The organism is Salmonella sp. 32100201201700099SM (assembly GCF_017572645.1).
Lineage (GTDB): Bacteria > Pseudomonadota > Gammaproteobacteria > Enterobacterales > Enterobacteriaceae > Salmonella > Salmonella enterica.
In genome coordinates this window covers 184,383-203,929 of sequence record NZ_JAGERQ010000010.1, presented here as the reverse complement: position 1 = coordinate 203,929, position 19,547 = coordinate 184,383, and the positions used below count along the sequence as shown (strand labels likewise).

Below are 19,547 nucleotides of genomic sequence, written 5' to 3'. Positions count from 1 at the left end.
ATCTCGTTGACCAGCCTTTTCTCGACAACTATTGCATCGGCTACGATGAAAAGACCCTTCCGGCTGACGCGCCCCCCAATGGCCATTATAAGGCTTATATTTTGGGCCAGGGCGAGGACGGTATCGCGAAGACGCCGGAGTGGGCGGCGCAAATTACCGGTATCCCGGCGGATCGCATTATTAAGCTGGCGCGAGAAATCGGCAGCGCTAAACCCGCCTATATTTGCCAGGGGTGGGGACCACAACGTCATGCTAATGGAGAAATCGCCACGCGCGCCATCTCGATGCTGGCGATCCTGACGGGTAATGTTGGGATTAACGGCGGTAACAGCGGCGCGCGCGAAGGGTCTTATGCCCTACCATTTGAACGTATGCCCACGTTGGAAAATCCGGTTGAAACCAGCATCTCCATGTTTATGTGGACCGATGCCATTGAACGCGGCCCGGAAATGACGGCGCTGCGTGATGGCGTGCGGGGTAAAGATAAGCTGGACGTGCCGATCAAAATGATCTGGAACTATGCTGGCAACTGTTTGATTAACCAGCACTCTGAGATTAACCGCACCCACGAAATCCTGCAGGATGACAAGAAATGCGAAATGATCGTCGTTATCGACTGTCATATGACCTCGTCGGCAAAATACGCCGATATTCTGTTGCCTGATTGTACTGCTTCTGAGCAGATGGACTTTGCGCTGGATGCCTCCTGTGGGAACATGTCTTACGTTATCTTCACTGACCAGGCGATTAAACCGCGCTTCGAGTGTAAGACGATTTATGAGATGACCAGCGAACTGGCGAAACGTCTTGGCGTGGAACAACAGTTTACCGAAGGACGGACGCAAGAAGAGTGGATGCGTCATCTGTACGAACAGTCGCGTAAATCCATTCCGAATCTGCCCACCTTTGAGGAGTTCCGTAAGCAAGGCATCTTCAAACAGCGTGACCCCGAAGGCCACCATGTCGCCTATAAAGACTTCCGCGAAGATCCGCAAGCGAATCCACTTACAACGCCATCGGGCAAGATTGAAATCTATTCACAGGCGTTGGCGGATATCGCCGCCACTTGGGAGCTGCCGGAAGGCGACGTGATCGATCCATTACCGATCTACACGCCAGGTTTTGAAAACTATAACGATCCGCTAACGGATAAATTCCCGCTGCAGTTGACGGGTTTCCACTATAAAGCGCGTGTGCATTCCACTTATGGCAACGTAGACGTACTGAAAGCCGCCTGTCGCCAGGAAATGTGGATTAACCCAATGGATGCGCAGAAACGCGGTATCAACAATGGCGATAAAGTCCGCATCTTCAACGATCGCGGCGAAGTACACATCGAGGCTAAAGTGACGCCGCGCATGATGCCGGGCGTGGTCGCCCTGGGAGAAGGCGCATGGTATGACCCGGATGCAAAACGCGTGGATCAGGGCGGATGTATTAACGTACTGACGACCCAACGTCCTTCTCCGCTGGCGAAGGGGAACCCGTCACATACGAACCTCGTTCAGGTTGAAAAGGCGTAAGGAGTAACCGATGACAACCCAGTATGGATTTTTTATTGATTCCAGCCGTTGCACCGGTTGCAAAACCTGCGAACTGGCCTGCAAGGACTACAAAGATTTGACCCCGGATGTCAGCTTCCGCCGCATTTATGAGTATGCGGGCGGCGACTGGCAGGAAGATAACAGCGTCTGGCACCAGAACGTCTTTGCCTACTATCTCTCCATCTCCTGTAACCACTGCGAAGACCCGGCCTGTACCAAAGTCTGCCCGAGCGGCGCGATGCACAAGCGCGATGACGGTTTTGTGGTGGTGGATGAAGACGTATGTATCGGCTGCCGCTACTGCCACATGGCCTGCCCGTACGGCGCGCCGCAGTACAACGCCGCCAAAGGTCATATGACCAAGTGCGACGGCTGTTATGATCGGGTGGCGGAAGGCAAGAAACCGATCTGCGTGGAATCCTGCCCGCTGCGGGCGCTGGACTTTGGTCCTATCGACGAACTGCGCAAAAAACACAGTGAGCTGGCTGCCGTCGCGCCGTTGCCGCGCGCGCATTTCACGAAGCCGAATATTGTGATTAAACCCAACGCCAACAGCCGCCCGACCGGGGACACCACCGGTTATCTGGCCAATCCGAAGGAGGTATAAGATGGGAAGTGGATGGCATGAATAGCCGTTGATGATCTTCACGGTCTTTGGTCAGTGCGTGGCCGGTGGTTTTATTGTTCTGGCTCTGGCGCTGATGAAGGGCGACCTGCGCGCGGAAACGCAGCAGCGGGTGATCGCCTGTATGTTTGGTCTGTGGGTGCTGATGGGGATTGGCTTTATCGCCTCGATGCTGCATCTGGGCTCGCCGATGCGCGCGTTTAACTCGCTTAACCGCGTGGGTGCTTCCGCACTGAGCAATGAAATTGCCAGCGGCTCGGTGTTTTTTGCGGTCGGCGGGATTGGCTGGCTGCTGGCGGTACTGAAAAAGCTGCCGCCGGCACTGCGCACACTCTGGCTGATTATCACGATGGTACTGGGCGTCGTCTTCGTCTGGATGATGGTACGCGTCTATAACAGCATCGATACAGTACCGACCTGGTATAGCGTCTGGACGCCGCTGGGCTTCTTCCTGACGCTCTTTATGGGTGGCCCGCTACTGGGTTATCTGCTGCTGCGCATCGCAGGCGTGAACGGTTGGGCGATGCGTTTGTTGCCTGCGGTGTCGGTGCTGGCGCTGGTGGTTATTGCCATTATGGTGGCCATGCAGGGCGCGGAACTGGCGACGATTCACAGTTCCATTCAGCAGGCGTCTGCTCTGGTGCCGGATTATGGCTCGCTGATGGCCTGGCGTATGGTGCTGCTTGCGGCGGCGTTGTGCTGCTGGATTGTGCCACAGTTAAAAGGGTATCAACCTGCGGTACCGTTGCTCTCTGTCGCCTTCATTCTGATGCTGGCGGGGGAATTGATTGGCCGCGGCGTATTCTATGGGCTGCATATGACCGTGGGCATGGCGGTAGCCAGCTAACGCGTTGACGCGAATTCGGCCTGCAGAACGTGCAGGCCGAATGCGCCTTTAGCCGCCATCAATTTAAGGAATATAACCGGGGCGGAGAAGGCGCATATAAATCCATAGAGAAGAAAACGAAGCTAAAGGAACCATGAAATTTTTCGACTGAACAAAACGCCGATTTTGCGGGTTAGATCAATAAAAACAAGGGGATGAATTTTTAGCCTTTCAATATATTCACGAACAGAATAAGTAAATCAAATCGATAGTCTCAAAACTTGCGGATCGCCCATGCGGAGCCGATTGACAATGTTTTTGGCGATGGCATGATGCGCATGAAATTTGAACTTCCTCACGGTTTTTATTCATGTTCACCTATACCCGTCCCGTCATGCTTTTGCTGTGCGGGCTACTTTTGTTGACCCTGGCCATTGCGGTACTGAATACGCTTGTGCTGCTGTGGCTTGCTCAGGCAAACCTTCCGACCTGGCAGGTGGGGATGGTCAGCTCGTCTTATTTTACCGGCAATCTGGTCGGGACGTTATTTACCGGGTATTTAATTAAACGCATTGGGTTTAACCGTAGCTATTATCTTGCCTCGCTGATCTTCGCCGCGGGTTGTGTCGGATTGGGGGTGATGGTGGGGTTCTGGAGCTGGATGAGCTGGCGTTTTATTGCTGGTATCGGCTGCGCTATGATTTGGGTGGTTGTCGAAAGCGCGTTGATGTGCAGCGGAACCTCGCATAATCGCGGGCGCCTGCTGGCTGCCTATATGATGGTCTATTACATGGGGACCTTCCTTGGACAATTATTGGTCAGTAAAGTATCTGGTGAATTGCTGCACGTCCTTCCCTGGGTGACCGGAATGATTCTGGCGGGAATTCTGCCGCTACTCTTTACCCGAATTGTAAATCAGCAAACGCAGACACGTCATTCCTCTTCTATTAGCGCCATGCTGAAGCTACGCCAGGCGCGTCTTGGCGTGAATGGTTGTATTATTTCCGGCATTGTTCTTGGTTCATTATATGGCCTGATGCCGTTATATCTGAAGCATCAGGGGATGGCTAACGCCAGCATCGGTTTCTGGATGGCGGTGCTGGTGAGTGCCGGCATTTTGGGGCAATGGCCAATGGGACGTCTGGCGGACAAATTTGGTCGCTTGCTGGTGTTACGCGTACAGGTATTCGTTGTCATACTCGGTAGTATTGCCATGTTAACCCAGGCGGCGATGGCGCCAGCTCTGTTTATTCTGGGGGCGGCGGGTTTTACGCTTTATCCCGTTGCAATGGCCTGGGCCTGTGAAAAAGTCGAACACCACCAGCTTGTGGCAATGAACCAGGCGCTGTTGTTAAGTTATACGGTAGGGAGCCTGTTGGGGCCGTCTTTTGCTGCGATGTTAATGCAGAATTATTCAGATAATCTGCTGTTTATTATGATCGCCAGCGTATCGTTTATTTATCTGCTGATGCTGTTACGTAACGCCGGCCAGACGCCTAATCCTGTCGCCCACATCTAACTGTTCTCTGAATCGTATGCAGGACGTGAGTCTTGCATACTCTTTGTTTATGTTTTACGTAAAATAATTGACCTGCATAATTTTCTTGCTTTACTGAAAAATAAAATGTGCCGAAGGTTATAATTTTGCGCTCCTCTATTTTCTCTCTTCGTCTTTACCGCGCATAATCCCCCGCTTCATTTATAGTAATAGCATTGTGTTCACGAAGGATCGCGTTATGCCGAATGTGCAGGAAAAACAGTTGCGATGGTACAACATCGCCTTGATGTCGTTTATTACCGTTTGGGGATTCGGCAATGTTGTCAATAACTATGCTAACCAGGGGTTAGTGGTTGTCTTCTCCTGGGTGTTTATTTTTGCGCTCTATTTTATTCCTTATGCCTTAATCGTGGGGCAACTGGGCTCAACCTTCAAAGAGGGAAAAGGGGGCGTCAGTACCTGGATTAAGCATACGATGGGGCCGGGGTTGGCTTACCTTGCGGCATGGACTTATTGGGTCGTGCATATTCCCTACCTGGCGCAAAAGCCGCAGGCGATACTCATTGCATTGGGATGGGCTTTAAAAGGCGACGGCTCGTTGATAAAAGAATATACCGTCGTTGCCTTGCAGGGGCTGACGCTGGCATTGTTTGTTTTCTTTATGTGGGTTGCTTCCCGGGGGATGAAATCGCTAAAGGTTGTTGGGTCTGTGGCCGGGATTGCCATGTTTATCATGTCAATTTTATATGTTGTGATGGCAGTGACCGCGCCAGCAATTACAAACGTTGAAATTGCGACCGCTAACATCACCTGGCAGTCATTTATTCCCCATATCGATTTTACCTATATCACCACCATCTCTATGTTGGTCTTTGCGGTTGGTGGGGCGGAGAAGATCTCGCCTTACGTCAACCAGACGCGGAATCCAGGAAAAGAATTTCCGAAGGGGATGCTCTTTTTAGCCGTCATGGTTGCGGTCTGCGCTATCCTCGGTTCGTTGGCGATGGGAATGATGTTTGATTCCCGGCATATACCTGACGATTTAATGACCAACGGGCAATATTATGCATTCCAGAAATTGGGTGAGTATTACCATATGGGTAATTCATTGATGGTGATTTATGCCATTGCCAATACTCTGGGGCAAATCGCCGCGCTGGTGTTTTCTATTGATGCGCCACTGAAAGTATTACTGGGTGATGCAGACAGTAAATATATCCCGCAGCGCTTATGTCGTACTAACGCTTCAGGTACGCCAGTTAATGGTTATTTGCTGACATTAGTGTTGGTCGCTATCTTGATTATGTTGCCAACGCTTGGCATCGGCGATATGAACAACCTGTACAAATGGCTGCTTAATCTCAACTCAGTCGTCATGCCGCTGCGCTATCTGTGGGTATTCGTCGCCTTTATTGCCGTCATTCGACTGGCGCAAAAGTACAAACCCGAATATGTGTTTATTCGCAACCGGGCGTTGGCGTTAACTGTGGGGATATGGTGTTTTGCCTTCACCGCGTTTGCCTGCCTTACCGGTATTTTCCCCAAAATGGAGGCGTTCACACCGGAGTGGACATTCCAGCTGACGTTGAACATCGTGACACCTTTTGTCCTGGTCGGGTTGGGATTAATTTTCCCACTGCTGGCGCGTAGAAACACATAACGACGCTCTTTTCCACGGCGCTCCTGTCAGGCGAGCGCCTTTTAAGGTTACAGGTGCCTGGGTTCCAGGCGGAGACCACGGTATTAACAGGCGCCGGGGGCAGCAATAGTTGTCAGACCTTCAACCCAGCAGCAGATAAGCGACTCTGTATTTAATACCTGGTAAGCGTAATATTGTTAACCAGGCCTGTCTGACGGCGGGGTCGGGTATTTTAGCGGTAAGAGCGTTACCCAGACAGCAAAACGGCTACCGTCATGGGTAGCCGTTTAAAAGCGGATAAGATAGCAGGCGATTAATACATCACTTTATGACCATACTGCTCAAGAATACCCTTTACACGCTCTATGGTCTCTTTTTTAGGCGGCTTCACGCCATCCAGTTTATATTCTTCGCCCATTGCCACCCATTTATGTTTGCCCAGCTCATGATAGGGCAGCAGTTCGATTTTTTCGACATTACCCATATCGCGGGTAAACTCACCCAGGCGATGCGCGGAATCATCGTCGTCAGACCAGCCGGGAACGACAACGTAACGGATCCAGACCTTCACATTTTTCTTTGATAAATACTGCGCGAATTCCAGCGTCCGGTGATTGGAGACACCGACCAGATTCTGGTGGATCTCATCATTCATCTGCTTGAGATCGAGCATCACCAGATCGGTAACGTCCAGCAGTTCATCAATCACCGGGTCATAACGGCGCACAAAGCCGTTGGTGTCGAGACAGGTGTGGATACCTTCTTTTTTACAGGCGCGAAACCAGTCGCGTACAAATTCTGCCTGCAAAATGGCCTCGCCGCCGGATGCCGTCACGCCGCCGCCAGAAGCATTCATAAAATGCCGATAGGTCACCACCTCTTTCATTAAGTCTTCAACGGTGATTTCTTTACCGCCATGCGTATCCCATGTGTCGCGGTTATGGCAATACAGGCAGCGCATCAGGCAGCCCTGGAAAAAGGTAATAAAGCGGATGCCTGGGCCATCAACGGTGCCACAGGACTCAAAGGAGTGAATGCGACCAATAACCGGCTTTTTATCAGCAGTTACTGCAACACTTTCATTTGTAATACAATCGGTTAAGTTACTCATATCGCTTCGGCTAGCTCTAAATAACATGGGGTTTATGGACACATTCCGGGCATGTTGAGCACCCTGGTAAGGGGGGGGCATCCTGTAAAAAAGCGGTACTGCGAGCGTAAATTTTGGACTACAGAATGTGTGGCTGTTCCAGAATGTGCTGCAATGGAGCTATTTTACCTCTATTCAGTATAAAATATACGGCAAATCTATGCTGCATAACTCGCACCGCCAGAAATTCTGGCTCATTCATCAGCTCGTAACGCCTCAACCGCAATACATACTGCAAGTGTATCATCCATAGCGCCCTGGTTTTACTGTTTATGATCCGCCTCTTTTTTCGAATGGTTGGCGCCGTTTTGTTGTGGTCAGAACGAAAATAATTCTCAACATAATTCAGATGTGTCCAAAGAACGTTATGCGCTGTCCAGCGCCTGGCGTCGCATTCAACGCGCAATCAGGTGTAAATCTGATGTCATTTCTAAACCCAGGCTGATTCAATCTCTTAAATAGAGTGTGGTTTTAATCAAAAAATGAGAGCAACGGATTGGATTTTGCTTTCGCGGTAAATAATCAAAGGAGTTATTATGCCAGTTACGTTAAGTTTTGGTAATCGTCATAACTATGAAGTTAATACTTCACGGCTAATCCGTTTGATGAGTCCTGATAAAGAAGAAGCGCTATACATGGGGGTATGGGATAGATTTAAGGACTGCTTCAGAACACACAAAAAAAAGAGGTGCTGGAGGTATTATATACACTCATCCATGGATGTGAACGTGAAAATCAAGCTGAACTTAATGTTGATATAACCGGCATGGAGAAGATACATGCCTTTACACAATTAAAACAATATGCTAATCCATCTCAACAAGAGCGCTTTGTTATGCGTTTTGATATGAATCAGACACAAGTTTTATTTGAGATTGATGGCCAGGTTATTGATAAATGTAATTTGCATCGTCTCCTCAACGTTTCAGAAAACTGTATTTTTAAAGTGATGGAAGAAGATGAAGAAGAGTTGTTTTTTAAAGTATGTATTAAGTATGGAGAAAAAATTGCTCGCTATCCAGAATTATTAGAAGGCTTTGCTAATAAACTTAAAGATGCAGTTAGTGAGGATGATTACATTAAGGATGAAGTTTATAAGTTTATGCGATCTGGAGAAGATCGAAAAAGGGCATGTGTTGAATGGAATGGTACGCTTACTGAAGAGGAGATGAATAAACTACGTTGTCTTCAAATGGGGTCTTTTAATATTCATACCCAATTTTGTAACATAGGTTACTGGGAATTAGAGGAAGAAGTCCTGTTTGATATGGTTCATCCAACACTTATCTATCTGCTACACGCATATAAACCGTCATTGTTATCTGATTTAATAGAAACTAACACCATGCTGTTTTCTGATGTATTAAATAAGGATTATGATGAGTATCAAAATAATAAAAGAGAAATTGATGCTATTCTGAGAAGAATATATAGATCACATGATAACACTTTATTTATAAGTGAAAATTCTTGTTGTCGCAATATGCTTATATAAAAAGTCATTAAAAAGGCCCCACTGACATGGAGCCTTTTTTTGTACGCTTTTTATGGCGTAATTTCAGTCAAACCCATTACATGGTCTGCGTGAAGGTACGAGTAATAACGTCCTGCTGCTGTTCTTTCGTCAGGGAGTTAAAACGTACTGCGTAACCAGATACACGGATGGTCAGCTGCGGATATTTTTCCGGATGTTCCATCGCGTCCAGCAACATTTCACGGTTCATGACGTTGACGTTCAGGTGCTGACCGCCTTCGATGGACGCTTCGTGGTGGAAGTAACCATCCATCAGACCTGCCAGGTTAGTCTTACGAACTTCGTCGTCTTTACCCAGTGCGTTCGGAACGATAGAGAAGGTATAAGAAATACCATCTTTCGCGTAAGCAAACGGCAGTTTAGCAACGGAGGTCAGAGAGGCGACAGCGCCTTTCTGGTCACGACCGTGCATCGGGTTAGCACCTGGTCCGAACGGCGCGCCAGCACGACGACCATCCGGGGTGTTACCAGTTTTCTTACCATACACAACGTTAGAAGTGATGGTCAGAACAGACTGCGTCGGGATAGCGCCACGGTAGGTGGTCAGTTTCTGAATTTTCTTCATGAAACGTTCTACCAGGTCAACCGCCATGTCATCTACACGAGCGTCGTTGTTACCAAACTGCGGGTATTCGCCTTCGATTTCGAAGTCGATAGCCAGGCCATCTTCGTCACGAATCGGTTTAACTTTCGCATATTTGATGGCAGACAGGGAGTCAGCCGCAACGGACAGACCTGCGATACCACACGCCATGGTGCGGATAACGTCACGGTCGTGCAGCGCCATCAGAGAGGCTTCGTAGCTGTACTTGTCGTGCATGTAGTGGATAACGTTCAGCGCGGTGACATACTGTTTAGCCAGCCAGTCCATGAAGTGATCCATGCGATCCATCACTTCGTCGAAGTTCAGAACATCGCCTTTGATCGGTTCGGATTTCGGACCAACCTGCATTTTCAGTTTTTCATCAACGCCGCCGTTGATTGCGTACAGCATGGTTTTCGCCAGGTTTGCACGCGCACCGAAGAACTGCATTTGTTTACCAACGATCATCGGGCTTACGCAGCATGCGATAGCGTAGTCATCATTGTTGAAGTCCGGACGCATCAGGTCATCGTTCTCGTACTGCAGAGAAGAGGTGTCGATGGAGACTTTAGCGGCGAATTTCTTGAAGTTCAGCGGCAGTTTTTCAGACCACAGAACGGTGATGTTCGGCTCCGGAGACGGCCCCATGGTGTACAGGGTGTTCAGGAAGCGGAAGCTGTTTTTGGTGACCAGAGTACGGCCGTCAACGCCCATACCACCGATAGATTCGGTTGCCCAAATCGGGTCGCCGGAGAACAGTTCATCATATTCAGGAGTACGCAGGAAGCGAACCATACGCAGTTTCATGACCAGGTGGTCAATCATTTCCTGTGCGTCTTGCTCGGTGATTTTGCCTGCTTTCAGGTCACGTTCGATGTACGCATCCAGGAAGGTGGATACACGACCGAAGGACATTGCTGCGCCGTTCTGAGATTTAACCGCAGCCAGGTAACCGAAGTAAGTCCACTGGATTGCTTCCTGAGCGTTAGTCGCCGGACCAGAGATATCGCAGCCGTATTTAGCCGCCATTTCTTTGATCTGACCCAGAGCGCGGTGCTGTTCAGCGATTTCTTCACGCAGACGGATAGTCGCTTCCAGATTTACGCCGTTTTCCAGATCGGATTGCAGAGACGTAAACTGCGCGAATTTGTCTTTCATCAGGTAGTCGATACCGTACAGCGCTACGCGACGGTAGTCACCGATGATACGGCCACGGCCATACGCATCCGGCAGACCGGTCAGAACGCCGGATTTACGGCAACGCAGGATGTCCGGAGTATAAACGTCGAACACGCCCTGGTTGTGGGTCTTACGGTATTCGGTGAAGATTTTTTTGATCATTGGGTCCAGCTCGCGATTGTACGCTTTGCAGGAACCTTCAACCATTTTGATGCCGCCGAACGGGATAATCGCACGCTTCAGCGGAGCTTCAGTCTGCAGACCAACAATTTTCTCAAGCGCTTTGTTGATGTAGCCAGCGTCGTGAGAAGTGATGGTGGAAGCAACGGAGGTGTCAAAGTCAACAGGCGCGTGAGTGCGGTTTTCCTGTTTAACGCCTTCCATTACGCTGTCCCACAGCTTGGTGGTCGCGTCAGTAGCGCCAGCCAGGAAGGACTCGTCACCCTCATACGGAGTGTAGTTTTTCTGAATGAAGTCACGGACGTTTACTTCATTCTGCCAGTCACCTTTGGTAAAACCTTCCCAGGCTGTGGCTAACTTTTCATTAAGCTCGGACATGTAACACCTACCTTCTTAAGTGGATTTTTTATTTACTGCGTGTAATAGGCATCAACAGATTAATGATGCTCGTTACCACGCAGGTAAATGACCCAGTATGTCAACCCGACCAACAAACCGCCGCCGATAATATTACCGATCGTGACCGGAATCAGGTTATCAGTGATGAAGCTCATCACGGTCAGGTGAGAAAAACTTTCCGGAGACGAACCAACCGCGGTCCAAAACTCCGGTGTAGCGAAATCGCGTATTACAATACCCATAGGAATCATAAACATGTTTGCGATACTGTGCTCAAAACCGCTGGTGACAAACATGGCGACGGGCAGTACCATGATGAACGCTTTGTCCATCAGGCTACGACCTGAGTAGCTCATCCACACGGCCAGACAAACCATCAGGTTCGCCAGAATACCGAGGCAGACAGCTTCAATAAAAGTGTGGTGCATTTTGTGGTCGGCGGTTTGCAGGACGTTAAGTCCCCATTGACCGTTGGCAGTCATATACTCGCCGGAAAGCCACATCAGTAACACGAAAAGCAGAGCGCCAATCAGGTTACCAAAATAGACGTTTAACCAGTTTTTAGCCAGTTGCCCCCAGGTGATGCGACCGCTAGCTTTAGCTACAACGATCAGAACAGTAGAGGTGAAAAGATCAGCGCCGCAAATAACACAGAGAATCAGTCCCAAAGAGAAACAGATACCCCCGATAAGTTTCGCCATACCATAAGGCATCGCGCCAGTACCGGTTGTCGCAGTAATATAAAAAACAAAGGCAATTGAAATGAATACGCCGGCGGTAATCGCCAGATAGAAAGTCTTAAGCGGATGTTTCGTTGCTTTATAGACGCCTGCTTCTTCAGCCACTTTGGCCATTGCTGCAGGGAGTAAAAGGTCAAAAGGGTTGTCAGCTTTCACACTAACTCTCTCTTTATTAAGTCGGCGACGAGATACTAACAAAGCATTATAGATGAGAATTTGATATAGATCATATCTCGCCTGGCTTATAGGCCCGTAAGTCGCATGGCTTTTATGCAATTACGGTGTAACTTTTTGATTATCCTAATAAAAATAAATTTTAAAAATTATAAATAGAGTTGAATTTTTTCCTGGCTCCTCCTGCTGCACGGTTAATTAATATGGAGTAATCAACAAATAAAGTAACATCACTATGTCAATTAATTTAATGTCAACAACCAATATTTAACCTTGTTATTACATTTTTCGCCGTTTAGTGAAAATAAATAAAACGGGGCCGCAAAGGCGCCCCGTAATATAACGCAGCCGAGAGGGTAAACCTACCCTAAGTCACTCATATGGCCTTATTTTGACCAGTATGCCGCTTTCGCGCGCTGTAATTTATCATACGCTTTTAACAAGGACTGATGCGCCGGGAACGCTTGTAGATCGTGGTCGACAGCCGGTAGTCCATAAAAAGCCGCTTCACCGCTAAGCGCGGCGCTGGCGGCTTCTACAGCCTCTGCGCCATACATTTTTATAAAAGCATTGAGATATTGCAGTGGCTGACGCGCATCTTCTTGCGACAGGAGCAGCAGCGTTTGCAGGCAACGGTAATAGTTTGCGCGTGCCGGACTAAAGACCGACGAATTGAACTCCATCGTCCATTCTGTCCAGATTAGCGCCTGCTCCAAATCGCCGCCCGCTAACGCTAGCATTGCTTTTAATTCGCCGACGCGCAGTGTATACCAACCATTGTCCGCTCCGGTCGCCAGACCCAACAGTTCACGCACGCGGGTGAAATCGTCAAAACCTTCTTCATCCAATTGTTCAATCAGATTGAGATAGTCTTCTTTATTCCAGGCGCTACCGGGCAGCGAAAGCAGAGTCTCACGAAGATGGCTACCCATATTGTTGTTGGCCAGCCACAGATCTTCGGCAGGATAAATATCAGACATTCCCGGTACGATAATACGACAGGCGTATACGCCGAGATGCTCGTAATCGGCAATGTAAACTTCTTTATCTTCAGCAGCAAAGATGGCCATCAGCGTGGCGAATTCTTCTTCGGTAGTGCCGGAAAAACTCCAGTCCGTGAACGGGTAATCGGCGTCCTGTTTGAACAGATCCCAGGAAATCAGGCCGCTGGAGTCGATGAAGTGGGTCTCCAGATTAGTGTGCTCCGCGACTTCTTCATCATCGAACGTTGGTGGCGTGAAGACATCAAGATCTTTCAGTCCGCGTCCCTGGAGTAGCTCGGTCACTGTACGTTCCAGCGCAACGCCAAAGTCAGGATGGGCGCCAAAAGAAGCAAAGCAGGTACCGTTAGCCGGGTTGAACAGCACGACGCAGATAACCGGATACTTACCGCCCAGCGAGCCGTCATAGGCGAAAATCGGGAAACCCTCGGCTTCCAGCGTGGCGATTGACTCCATTACCGCCGGATAACGCGCCATCACCTCTGCGGGAATCTCCGGCAGACTGATACTTTCCGCAATGATGCGATTTTTCACATAACGCTCGAAGACTTCCGACAGCCCCTGAACGCGGGCTTCATTACGCGTATTGCCGGCGGACATTCCGTTAGAGACGTACAGGTTGCCGATGATATTCATCGGAATATACACGGTCTGGTTATCTGATTGACGGGTAAACGGCAGGCCGCAGACGCCACGATCTTCATTACCGGATTGCAGGTCGATAAGCATGCTTCCGGTTAATTCGTTCTCTGGATCGTAAAATGCGCGCAGACGGGCATCAAGCAAGCCTTCCGGTACGTCGTCATTTTCAGTCAGCGGGAACCACTTTTCATTCGGATAATGCACGAACGGGCTGTTGGCGATGGTTTCACCCAGCCAGAAATCAGCAAAAAAGTAGTTGGTTGACAGACGCTCGAAGTATTCGCCCAGCGCCGAGGCCAGCGCCGCTTTTTTGGTCGCGCCTTTTCCGTTGGTAAAGCATAACGCGCACTCTTTATCGCGAATATGCACTGACCAGACGTTTGGCACCGGGTTCAGCCAGGAGGCCTCTTCGATGTGAAAGCCGAGGTCGAGTAACTTTTGCTGGAAGCGGGCGATGGAGTCTTCCAGCGCGGCGTCTTTGCCGGGAATAAATGTTTGCGTCATGAAAATCACTTTTGTCGTACGGAAAGCGCGCAATGATACGGGTTTTATGTGACGGGCGCTATCTCGCCGGGACATCGGCGGAAATAAAAGTATTGGCTATGCTTTTACACTGGAATTCACAGGAAGAGCATAAAAAATGAAAGCATTTGATTTGCAACGAATGGCGCTGGATAACGTGCCGGTAGCGTTTTTGGGGGAAGTGGCGCTACGTAGCTTTTACACCTTTGTTCTGGTGTTTCTTTTCTTAAAGGTGACAGGACGACGCGGCGTACGGCAAATGTCGCTTTTTGAAGTGCTGATCATTTTGACATTGGGATCGGCGGCAGGCGACGTCGCGTTTTATGATGACGTTCCGATGCTCCCTGTTCTGGTGGTATTCATCACCCTGGCGCTGCTCTATCGCCTGGTCATGTGGCTGATGGCGCATAGTGAAAAGTTGGAAGATCTGCTGGAAGGCAAGTCGGTGGTCATTGTTGAAGACGGCGAACTGGCGTGGGAAAAACTGCAGCGCTCGAATATGACGGAGTTTGAATTTTTTATGGAGCTTCGCTTGAATGGCGTTGAGCAACTGGGGCAGGTCAGACTGGCCATCCTGGAGACAAACGGACAAATCAGCGTCTATTTCTTTGAAAATAAAGACGTTAAGCCGGGGTTAAGCATTCTTCCTGAGCACTGTACGCCACGCTTTATCGTGGCGCCGGAGGCTGGCGACTATGCCTGCGTACGTTGCAGTGAAGTGATACGCATGAACGCCGGGGAAAAGCAATTATGTCCGCGCTGCGCAAATCCAGAATGGACGAAGGCAAGCCGGGCTAAACGCGTTGTTTAACAGCGAAAATATCGGATTTATATGGTTAATCCGGAAGATTCTGTTGTGTGACGAATGCCGCATTTTCTCCTCGCATTGTTTTACCCATTGCGGCGCGTGTCACTGAATGATAAAACCGATATTCACATGAATAACGTTTGCCTGATGTCTGTCAGGCAGGAAACAATGCAGCGTGGTGAGGGGAAATGGCTCAGGTCTTTAATTTTAGTTCAGGTCCGGCGATGCTACCGGCGGAAGTACTTAAACTGGCGCAACAGGAACTGCGTGACTGGCACGGTCTTGGTACGTCGGTAATGGAAATTAGCCATCGAGGCAAAGAGTTTATCCAGGTCGCTGAAGAGGCGGAGCAGGATTTTCGCGATCTCCTTAATATCCCCTCCAACTATAAAGTTTTATTTTGTCACGGCGGCGGTCGCGGGCAGTTTGCTGGCGTGCCGCTCAATCTGCTGGGCGATAAAACCACGGCGGATTATGTCGATGCTGGTTACTGGGCGGCGAGCGCCATCAAAGAAGCCAAAAAATACTGTGCTCCGCAGATTATCGACGCCAAAATCACCGTTGACGGCAAACGTGCCGTGAAACCGATGCGCGAGTGGCAGCTTTCCGATAACGCCGCTTATTTACACTATTGCCCGAATGAGACCATTGACGGCATCGCCATCGATGAAACGCCGGATTTTGGCCCGGAGGTGGTCGTCACGGCGGACTTTTCTTCTACCATCCTGTCTGCGCCGCTGGACGTCTCTCGCTATGGCGTAATTTATGCTGGCGCGCAGAAGAATATCGGTCCGGCAGGACTGACGCTGGTTATCGTCCGGGAGGATCTGTTAGGCAAGGCGCATGAGAGCTGCCCGTCCATCCTCGACTACACCGTCCTGAGTGATAACGACTCGATGTTTAATACGCCGCCGACTTTCGCCTGGTATCTTTCCGGTCTGGTGTTCAAATGGTTGAAAGCGCAGGGCGGCGTGGCGGCGATGCACAAAATCAATCAGCAAAAAGCGGAGTTGCTGTACGGTGTGATTGATAACAGCGATTTCTACCGTAACGATGTCGCACAGGCCAACCGTTCGCGGATGAACGTTCCGTTCCAGTTAGCGGACAATGCGCTGGACAAGGTCTTTCTGGAAGAGTCTTTCGCCGCCGGTCTGCACGCCTTAAAAGGGCACCGTGTTGTTGGCGGTATGCGCGCCTCTATCTATAACGCCATGCCGATTGAAGGGGTGAAAGCGCTGACCGATTTCATGATCGATTTTGAGCGCCGCCACGGCTAATACGTTTCTTTTTTCATCCCCACGGCCAGTCTGTGGGGTTTTTATTTCTGTTTTTTGAGAGTTGAGTTTCATGGAATCCCTGACGTTACAACCCATCGCGCGGGTCGACGGCGCCATTAATTTACCTGGCTCCAAAAGTGTTTCAAACCGTGCTTTGCTCCTGGCGGCTTTAGCTTGTGGTAAAACCGTTCTGACGAATCTGCTGGATAGCGATGACGTCCGCCATATGCTCAATGCCCTGAGCGCGTTGGGGATCAATTACACCCTTTCTGCCGATCGCACCCGCTGTGACATTACGGGTAATGGCGGCCCATTACGCGCGTCAGGCGCTCTGGAACTGTTTCTCGGTAATGCCGGAACCGCGATGCGTCCGTTAGCGGCAGCGCTATGTCTGGGGCAAAATGAGATAGTGTTAACCGGCGAACCGCGTATGAAAGAGCGTCCGATAGGCCATCTGGTTGATTCGCTGCGTCAGGGCGGGGCGAATATTGATTACCTGGAGCAGGAAAATTATCCGCCCCTGCGTCTGCGCGGCGGTTTTATCGGCGGCGACATTGAGGTTGATGGTAGCGTTTCCAGCCAGTTCCTGACCGCTCTGCTGATGACGGCACCGCTGGCGCCTGAAGACACAATTATTCGCGTTAAAGGCGAACTGGTATCAAAACCTTACATCGATATCACGCTAAATTTAATGAAAACCTTTGGCGTGGAGATAGCGAACCATCATTACCAACAATTTGTCGTGAAGGGCGGTCAACAGTATCACTCTCCAGGTCGCTATCTGGTCGAGGGCGATGCCTCGTCAGCGTCCTATTTTCTCGCCGCCGGGGCGATAAAAGGCGGCACGGTAAAAGTGACCGGGATTGGCCGCAAAAGTATGCAGGGCGATATTCGTTTTGCCGATGTGCTGGAGAAAATGGGCGCGACCATTACCTGGGGCGATGATTTTATTGCCTGCACGCGCGGCGAATTGCACGCCATAGATATGGATATGAACCATATTCCGGATGCGGCGATGACGATTGCCACCACGGCGCTGTTTGCGAAAGGAACCACGACGTTGCGCAACATTTATAACTGGCGAGTGAAAGAAACCGATCGCCTGTTCGCGATGGCGACCGAGCTACGTAAAGTGGGCGCTGAAGTCGAAGAGGGGCACGACTATATTCGTATCACGCCGCCGGCGAAGCTCCATCACGCGGATATTGGCACGTACAACGACCACCGTATGGCGATGTGCTTCTCACTGGTCGCACTGTCCGATACGCCAGTCACGATCCTGGACCCTAAATGTACTGCAAAAACGTTCCCTGATTATTTCGAACAATTGGCGCGGATGAGCACGCCTGCCTAATTTTTCTGTTGTGCCAGTCGACGGGCTGGCGCGCCGAGTCCGCATTCGCACTATTTTTACAATTATGACTAATGCTAATTTGTTGATGATTTAACACATTGATTTATGTGTTTTTTATAATAGTTATCAACGGAAGATTAGTATGAAAAATAAATCATTACTACTGGCGGTGGCGATTTCCGCTACGCTACTGGCAGGATGTAAAAATGGCGTGAATGGCAATTTAATCGCCAGTTCCGGCATGTCAGCCTACAAAGCCGCCACACTGTCCGATGCGGATGTTAAAGCATTATCTAATAATGCCTGTAAACAAATGGACAGCGAGAATCAACTGGCAGGTTCGAAAAGCAAATACACCAAACGTCTGAGCAAAATCGCCAAAGCGCTGGGTAACAACATTGAGGGTACGCCGGTTAGCTATAAAGTCTATATGACCAGCGATATCAACGCATGGGCGATGGCGAACGGTTGCGTTCGCGTATACTCCGGCCTGATGGATCTGATGACCGATAATGAAATTGAAGGTGTACTGGGCCATGAACTGGGCCATGTCTCTTTAGGGCACTCCCGCAAGGCAATGCAGACCGCCTATGCCACGCTGGCGGCTCGCGATGCGATTTCCGCCACCAGCGGCGTTGCAGCGCAGCTTTCCCAGTCTCAATTGGGCGATCTGGCGGAAGGCGTCATCAATTCGGCGTTTTCTCGCAGTCAGGAGTCGGATGCGGATGACTTCTCTTACGATCTGCTGAAAAAACGCGGGATTAACACCCAGGGCTTAGTCACGGCATTCGATAAATTCGCCACAATGGACGCAGGTCATGCAAAATCATTGATGGACTCCCACCCGGCCTCAGCCGATCGCGCGCAGCATATGCGCGACAGAATTGCCGAAGATAAAAAGTAAATCATTGTCATCTTTCGGGCTGGTTTCTCGCCGGCCCGCTATAATTGCGCAATTATTCCGCATCTGATTACAGACAAAACTGGTTTTTGCACGCAACGTTAACGGTCGCGAGCGTTGGCGCGTATAATGCGCGGCGTTTACGTTAACGGTACGCCTGTTTAAGGAGATAAAGATGACGGCAATTGCCCCGGTAATAACCATTGATGGCCCAAGCGGTGCAGGTAAAGGCACCTTGTGCAAAGCAATGGCGGAAGCATTGCAATGGCATCTGCTGGATTCCGGCGCGATATACCGCGTACTGGCGCTGGCGGCATTGCATCACCATGTCGATCTCGCCTCTGAAGATGCGCTGGTGCCGCTGGCGTCCCATCTGGACGTGCGTTTCGTCTCAACGGACGGCAACCTGGAAGTTATCCTGGAAGGCGAGGACGTTAGCGGCGAAATCCGTACGCAGGAAGTCGCGAACGCGGCATCCCAGGTGGCGGCATTCCCACGCGTGCGTGAAGCGCTTCTTCGCCGCCAACGCGCATTCCGCGAAGCGCCTGGTTTAATCGCCGATGGACGCGATATGGGGACCGTGGTCTTCCCGGATGCGCCGGTAAAAATTTTCCTTGACGCCTCCTCGGAGGAACGTGCGCATCGACGTATGCTACAGTTGCAGGAGAATGGCTTTAGTGTTAACTTTGAACACCTTTTGGCCGAGATCAAGGAACGCGACGATCGCGATCGTAATCGCGCTGTAGCGCCGTTAGTTCCTGCTGCTGATGCATTAGTTTTGGATTCTACCCGATTAAGCATTGAGCAAGTGATTGAAAAAGCGTTACAATATGCGCGCCAAAAATTGGCTCTCGCTTAAATGCGACCGAATTTGTAGTACCCCCGTTGCAAAGGATTGACAGCGGGTATGTTAAACAACCCCATCCGGCACGGAGCCAGGTGGACGTTAAATATGAAACCTGAAGATTAAA

Annotated in this window: 15 protein-coding genes and 1 pseudogene; 11 read left to right on the top strand and 5 right to left on the bottom strand. The window is 50.0% G+C overall.

Annotated features, from left to right (window positions below; all coding sequences use genetic code 11):
- The 5 genes from J4685_RS17060 to J4685_RS17040 form a co-directional block, all read left to right on the top strand.
- Positions 1-1,523 (top strand): DMSO/selenate family reductase complex A subunit (locus tag J4685_RS17060; RefSeq protein WP_208202747.1); only part of this gene is annotated, 1,523 nt, incomplete at its 5' end.
- 10 nt (positions 1,524-1,533) lie between these two features.
- A complete protein-coding gene (gene dmsB / locus J4685_RS17055; RefSeq protein WP_000213085.1) occupies positions 1,534-2,151 on the top strand; it encodes a dimethylsulfoxide reductase iron-sulfur subunit DmsB in 618 nt (205 codons plus the stop codon).
- 31 nt (positions 2,152-2,182) lie between these two features.
- Positions 2,183-3,016 carry a dimethyl sulfoxide reductase anchor subunit family protein gene (locus J4685_RS17050; RefSeq protein ID WP_000578267.1) on the top strand — a complete coding sequence of 278 codons (834 nt, stop codon included), beginning with the start codon at positions 2,183-2,185 and terminating at the stop codon, positions 3,014-3,016.
- A gap of 349 nt (positions 3,017-3,365) precedes the next feature.
- Positions 3,366-4,514, top strand: a complete 1,149-nt coding sequence (locus tag J4685_RS17045; RefSeq protein ID WP_000495738.1) for an MFS transporter — start codon at positions 3,366-3,368, stop codon at positions 4,512-4,514.
- A 217-nt stretch (positions 4,515-4,731) separates the two neighbouring features.
- Complete coding sequence (locus tag J4685_RS17040; protein ID WP_001134260.1) at positions 4,732-6,153, top strand: APC family permease; 1,422 nt, start codon at positions 4,732-4,734, stop codon at positions 6,151-6,153.
- Positions 6,154-6,445: 292 nt separating this feature from the next.
- Here J4685_RS17040 and pflA read toward each other — a convergent pair whose 3' ends face one another.
- Positions 6,446-7,243, bottom strand: a complete 798-nt coding sequence (gene pflA / locus J4685_RS17035) for a pyruvate formate lyase 1-activating protein (RefSeq protein WP_000067927.1) — start codon at positions 7,241-7,243, stop codon at positions 6,446-6,448.
- A gap of 118 nt (positions 7,244-7,361) precedes the next feature.
- A complete protein-coding gene (locus J4685_RS17030; RefSeq protein WP_010989001.1) occupies positions 7,362-7,688 on the bottom strand; it encodes a hypothetical protein in 327 nt (108 codons plus the stop codon).
- 130 nt (positions 7,689-7,818) lie between these two features.
- Between J4685_RS17030 and sopD2 the strand changes: the two are divergent.
- Positions 7,819-8,777: pseudogene (gene sopD2, locus J4685_RS17025) on the top strand (type III secretion system effector SopD2).
- Positions 8,778-8,853: 76 nt separating this feature from the next.
- Here sopD2 and pflB read toward each other — a convergent pair.
- The 3 genes from pflB to ycaO all read right to left on the bottom strand — a co-directional run bounded on the left by pflB (position 8,854) and on the right by ycaO (position 14,218).
- On the bottom strand, positions 8,854-11,136 hold the full coding sequence (gene pflB / locus J4685_RS17020; protein ID WP_001292799.1) for a formate C-acetyltransferase: 2,283 nt from the start codon (positions 11,134-11,136) through the stop codon (positions 8,854-8,856).
- A gap of 59 nt (positions 11,137-11,195) precedes the next feature.
- Positions 11,196-12,053, bottom strand: coding sequence for a formate transporter FocA (focA, locus tag J4685_RS17015; RefSeq protein ID WP_000642541.1), 858 nt, complete (start codon positions 12,051-12,053; stop codon positions 11,196-11,198).
- Between the two features lie 404 nt (positions 12,054-12,457).
- On the bottom strand, positions 12,458-14,218 hold the full coding sequence (ycaO, locus tag J4685_RS17010) for a 30S ribosomal protein S12 methylthiotransferase accessory factor YcaO (RefSeq protein WP_011233085.1): 1,761 nt from the start codon (positions 14,216-14,218) through the stop codon (positions 12,458-12,460).
- A 136-nt stretch (positions 14,219-14,354) separates the two neighbouring features.
- Between ycaO and J4685_RS17005 the strand changes: the two genes are divergently transcribed.
- From J4685_RS17005 to cmk, 5 genes are all read left to right on the top strand, one after another.
- Positions 14,355-15,047, top strand: coding sequence for a DUF421 domain-containing protein (locus tag J4685_RS17005; RefSeq protein ID WP_000642866.1), 693 nt, complete (start codon positions 14,355-14,357; stop codon positions 15,045-15,047).
- 185 nt (positions 15,048-15,232) lie between these two features.
- Complete coding sequence (gene serC, locus J4685_RS17000) at positions 15,233-16,321, top strand: 3-phosphoserine/phosphohydroxythreonine transaminase (RefSeq protein ID WP_000079592.1); 1,089 nt, start codon at positions 15,233-15,235, stop codon at positions 16,319-16,321.
- A gap of 70 nt (positions 16,322-16,391) precedes the next feature.
- Positions 16,392-17,675 (top strand): 3-phosphoshikimate 1-carboxyvinyltransferase, encoded by a 1,284-nt coding sequence (aroA, locus tag J4685_RS16995; RefSeq protein WP_000445201.1) that lies wholly within the window; start codon positions 16,392-16,394, stop codon positions 17,673-17,675.
- A 142-nt stretch (positions 17,676-17,817) separates the two neighbouring features.
- Positions 17,818-18,579, top strand: a complete 762-nt coding sequence (locus J4685_RS16990; RefSeq protein ID WP_000792307.1) for a M48 family metallopeptidase — start codon at positions 17,818-17,820, stop codon at positions 18,577-18,579.
- 172 nt (positions 18,580-18,751) lie between these two features.
- Positions 18,752-19,435 (top strand): (d)CMP kinase, encoded by a 684-nt coding sequence (gene cmk / locus J4685_RS16985; RefSeq protein ID WP_000125004.1) that lies wholly within the window; start codon positions 18,752-18,754, stop codon positions 19,433-19,435.
- Positions 19,436-19,547: the final 112 nt, after the last annotated feature.

Coding starts and splice junctions, on each gene's coding strand:
- dmsB (WP_000213085.1), top strand. CDS start 1,534: ATGACAACCCAGTATGGATTTTTTATTGATTCCAGCCGTTGCACCGGT.
- J4685_RS17050 (WP_000578267.1), top strand. CDS start 2,183: ATGATCTTCACGGTCTTTGGTCAGTGCGTGGCCGGTGGTTTTATTGTT.
- J4685_RS17045 (WP_000495738.1), top strand. CDS start 3,366: ATGTTCACCTATACCCGTCCCGTCATGCTTTTGCTGTGCGGGCTACTT.
- J4685_RS17040 (WP_001134260.1), top strand. CDS start 4,732: ATGCCGAATGTGCAGGAAAAACAGTTGCGATGGTACAACATCGCCTTG.
- pflA (WP_000067927.1), bottom strand. CDS start 7,243: ATGAGTAACTTAACCGATTGTATTACAAATGAAAGTGTTGCAGTAACT.
- pflB (WP_001292799.1), bottom strand. CDS start 11,136: ATGTCCGAGCTTAATGAAAAGTTAGCCACAGCCTGGGAAGGTTTTACC.
- ycaO (WP_011233085.1), bottom strand. CDS start 14,218: ATGACGCAAACATTTATTCCCGGCAAAGACGCCGCGCTGGAAGACTCC.
- J4685_RS17005 (WP_000642866.1), top strand. CDS start 14,355: ATGAAAGCATTTGATTTGCAACGAATGGCGCTGGATAACGTGCCGGTA.
- serC (WP_000079592.1), top strand. CDS start 15,233: ATGGCTCAGGTCTTTAATTTTAGTTCAGGTCCGGCGATGCTACCGGCG.
- aroA (WP_000445201.1), top strand. CDS start 16,392: ATGGAATCCCTGACGTTACAACCCATCGCGCGGGTCGACGGCGCCATT.
- J4685_RS16990 (WP_000792307.1), top strand. CDS start 17,818: ATGAAAAATAAATCATTACTACTGGCGGTGGCGATTTCCGCTACGCTA.
- cmk (WP_000125004.1), top strand. CDS start 18,752: ATGACGGCAATTGCCCCGGTAATAACCATTGATGGCCCAAGCGGTGCA.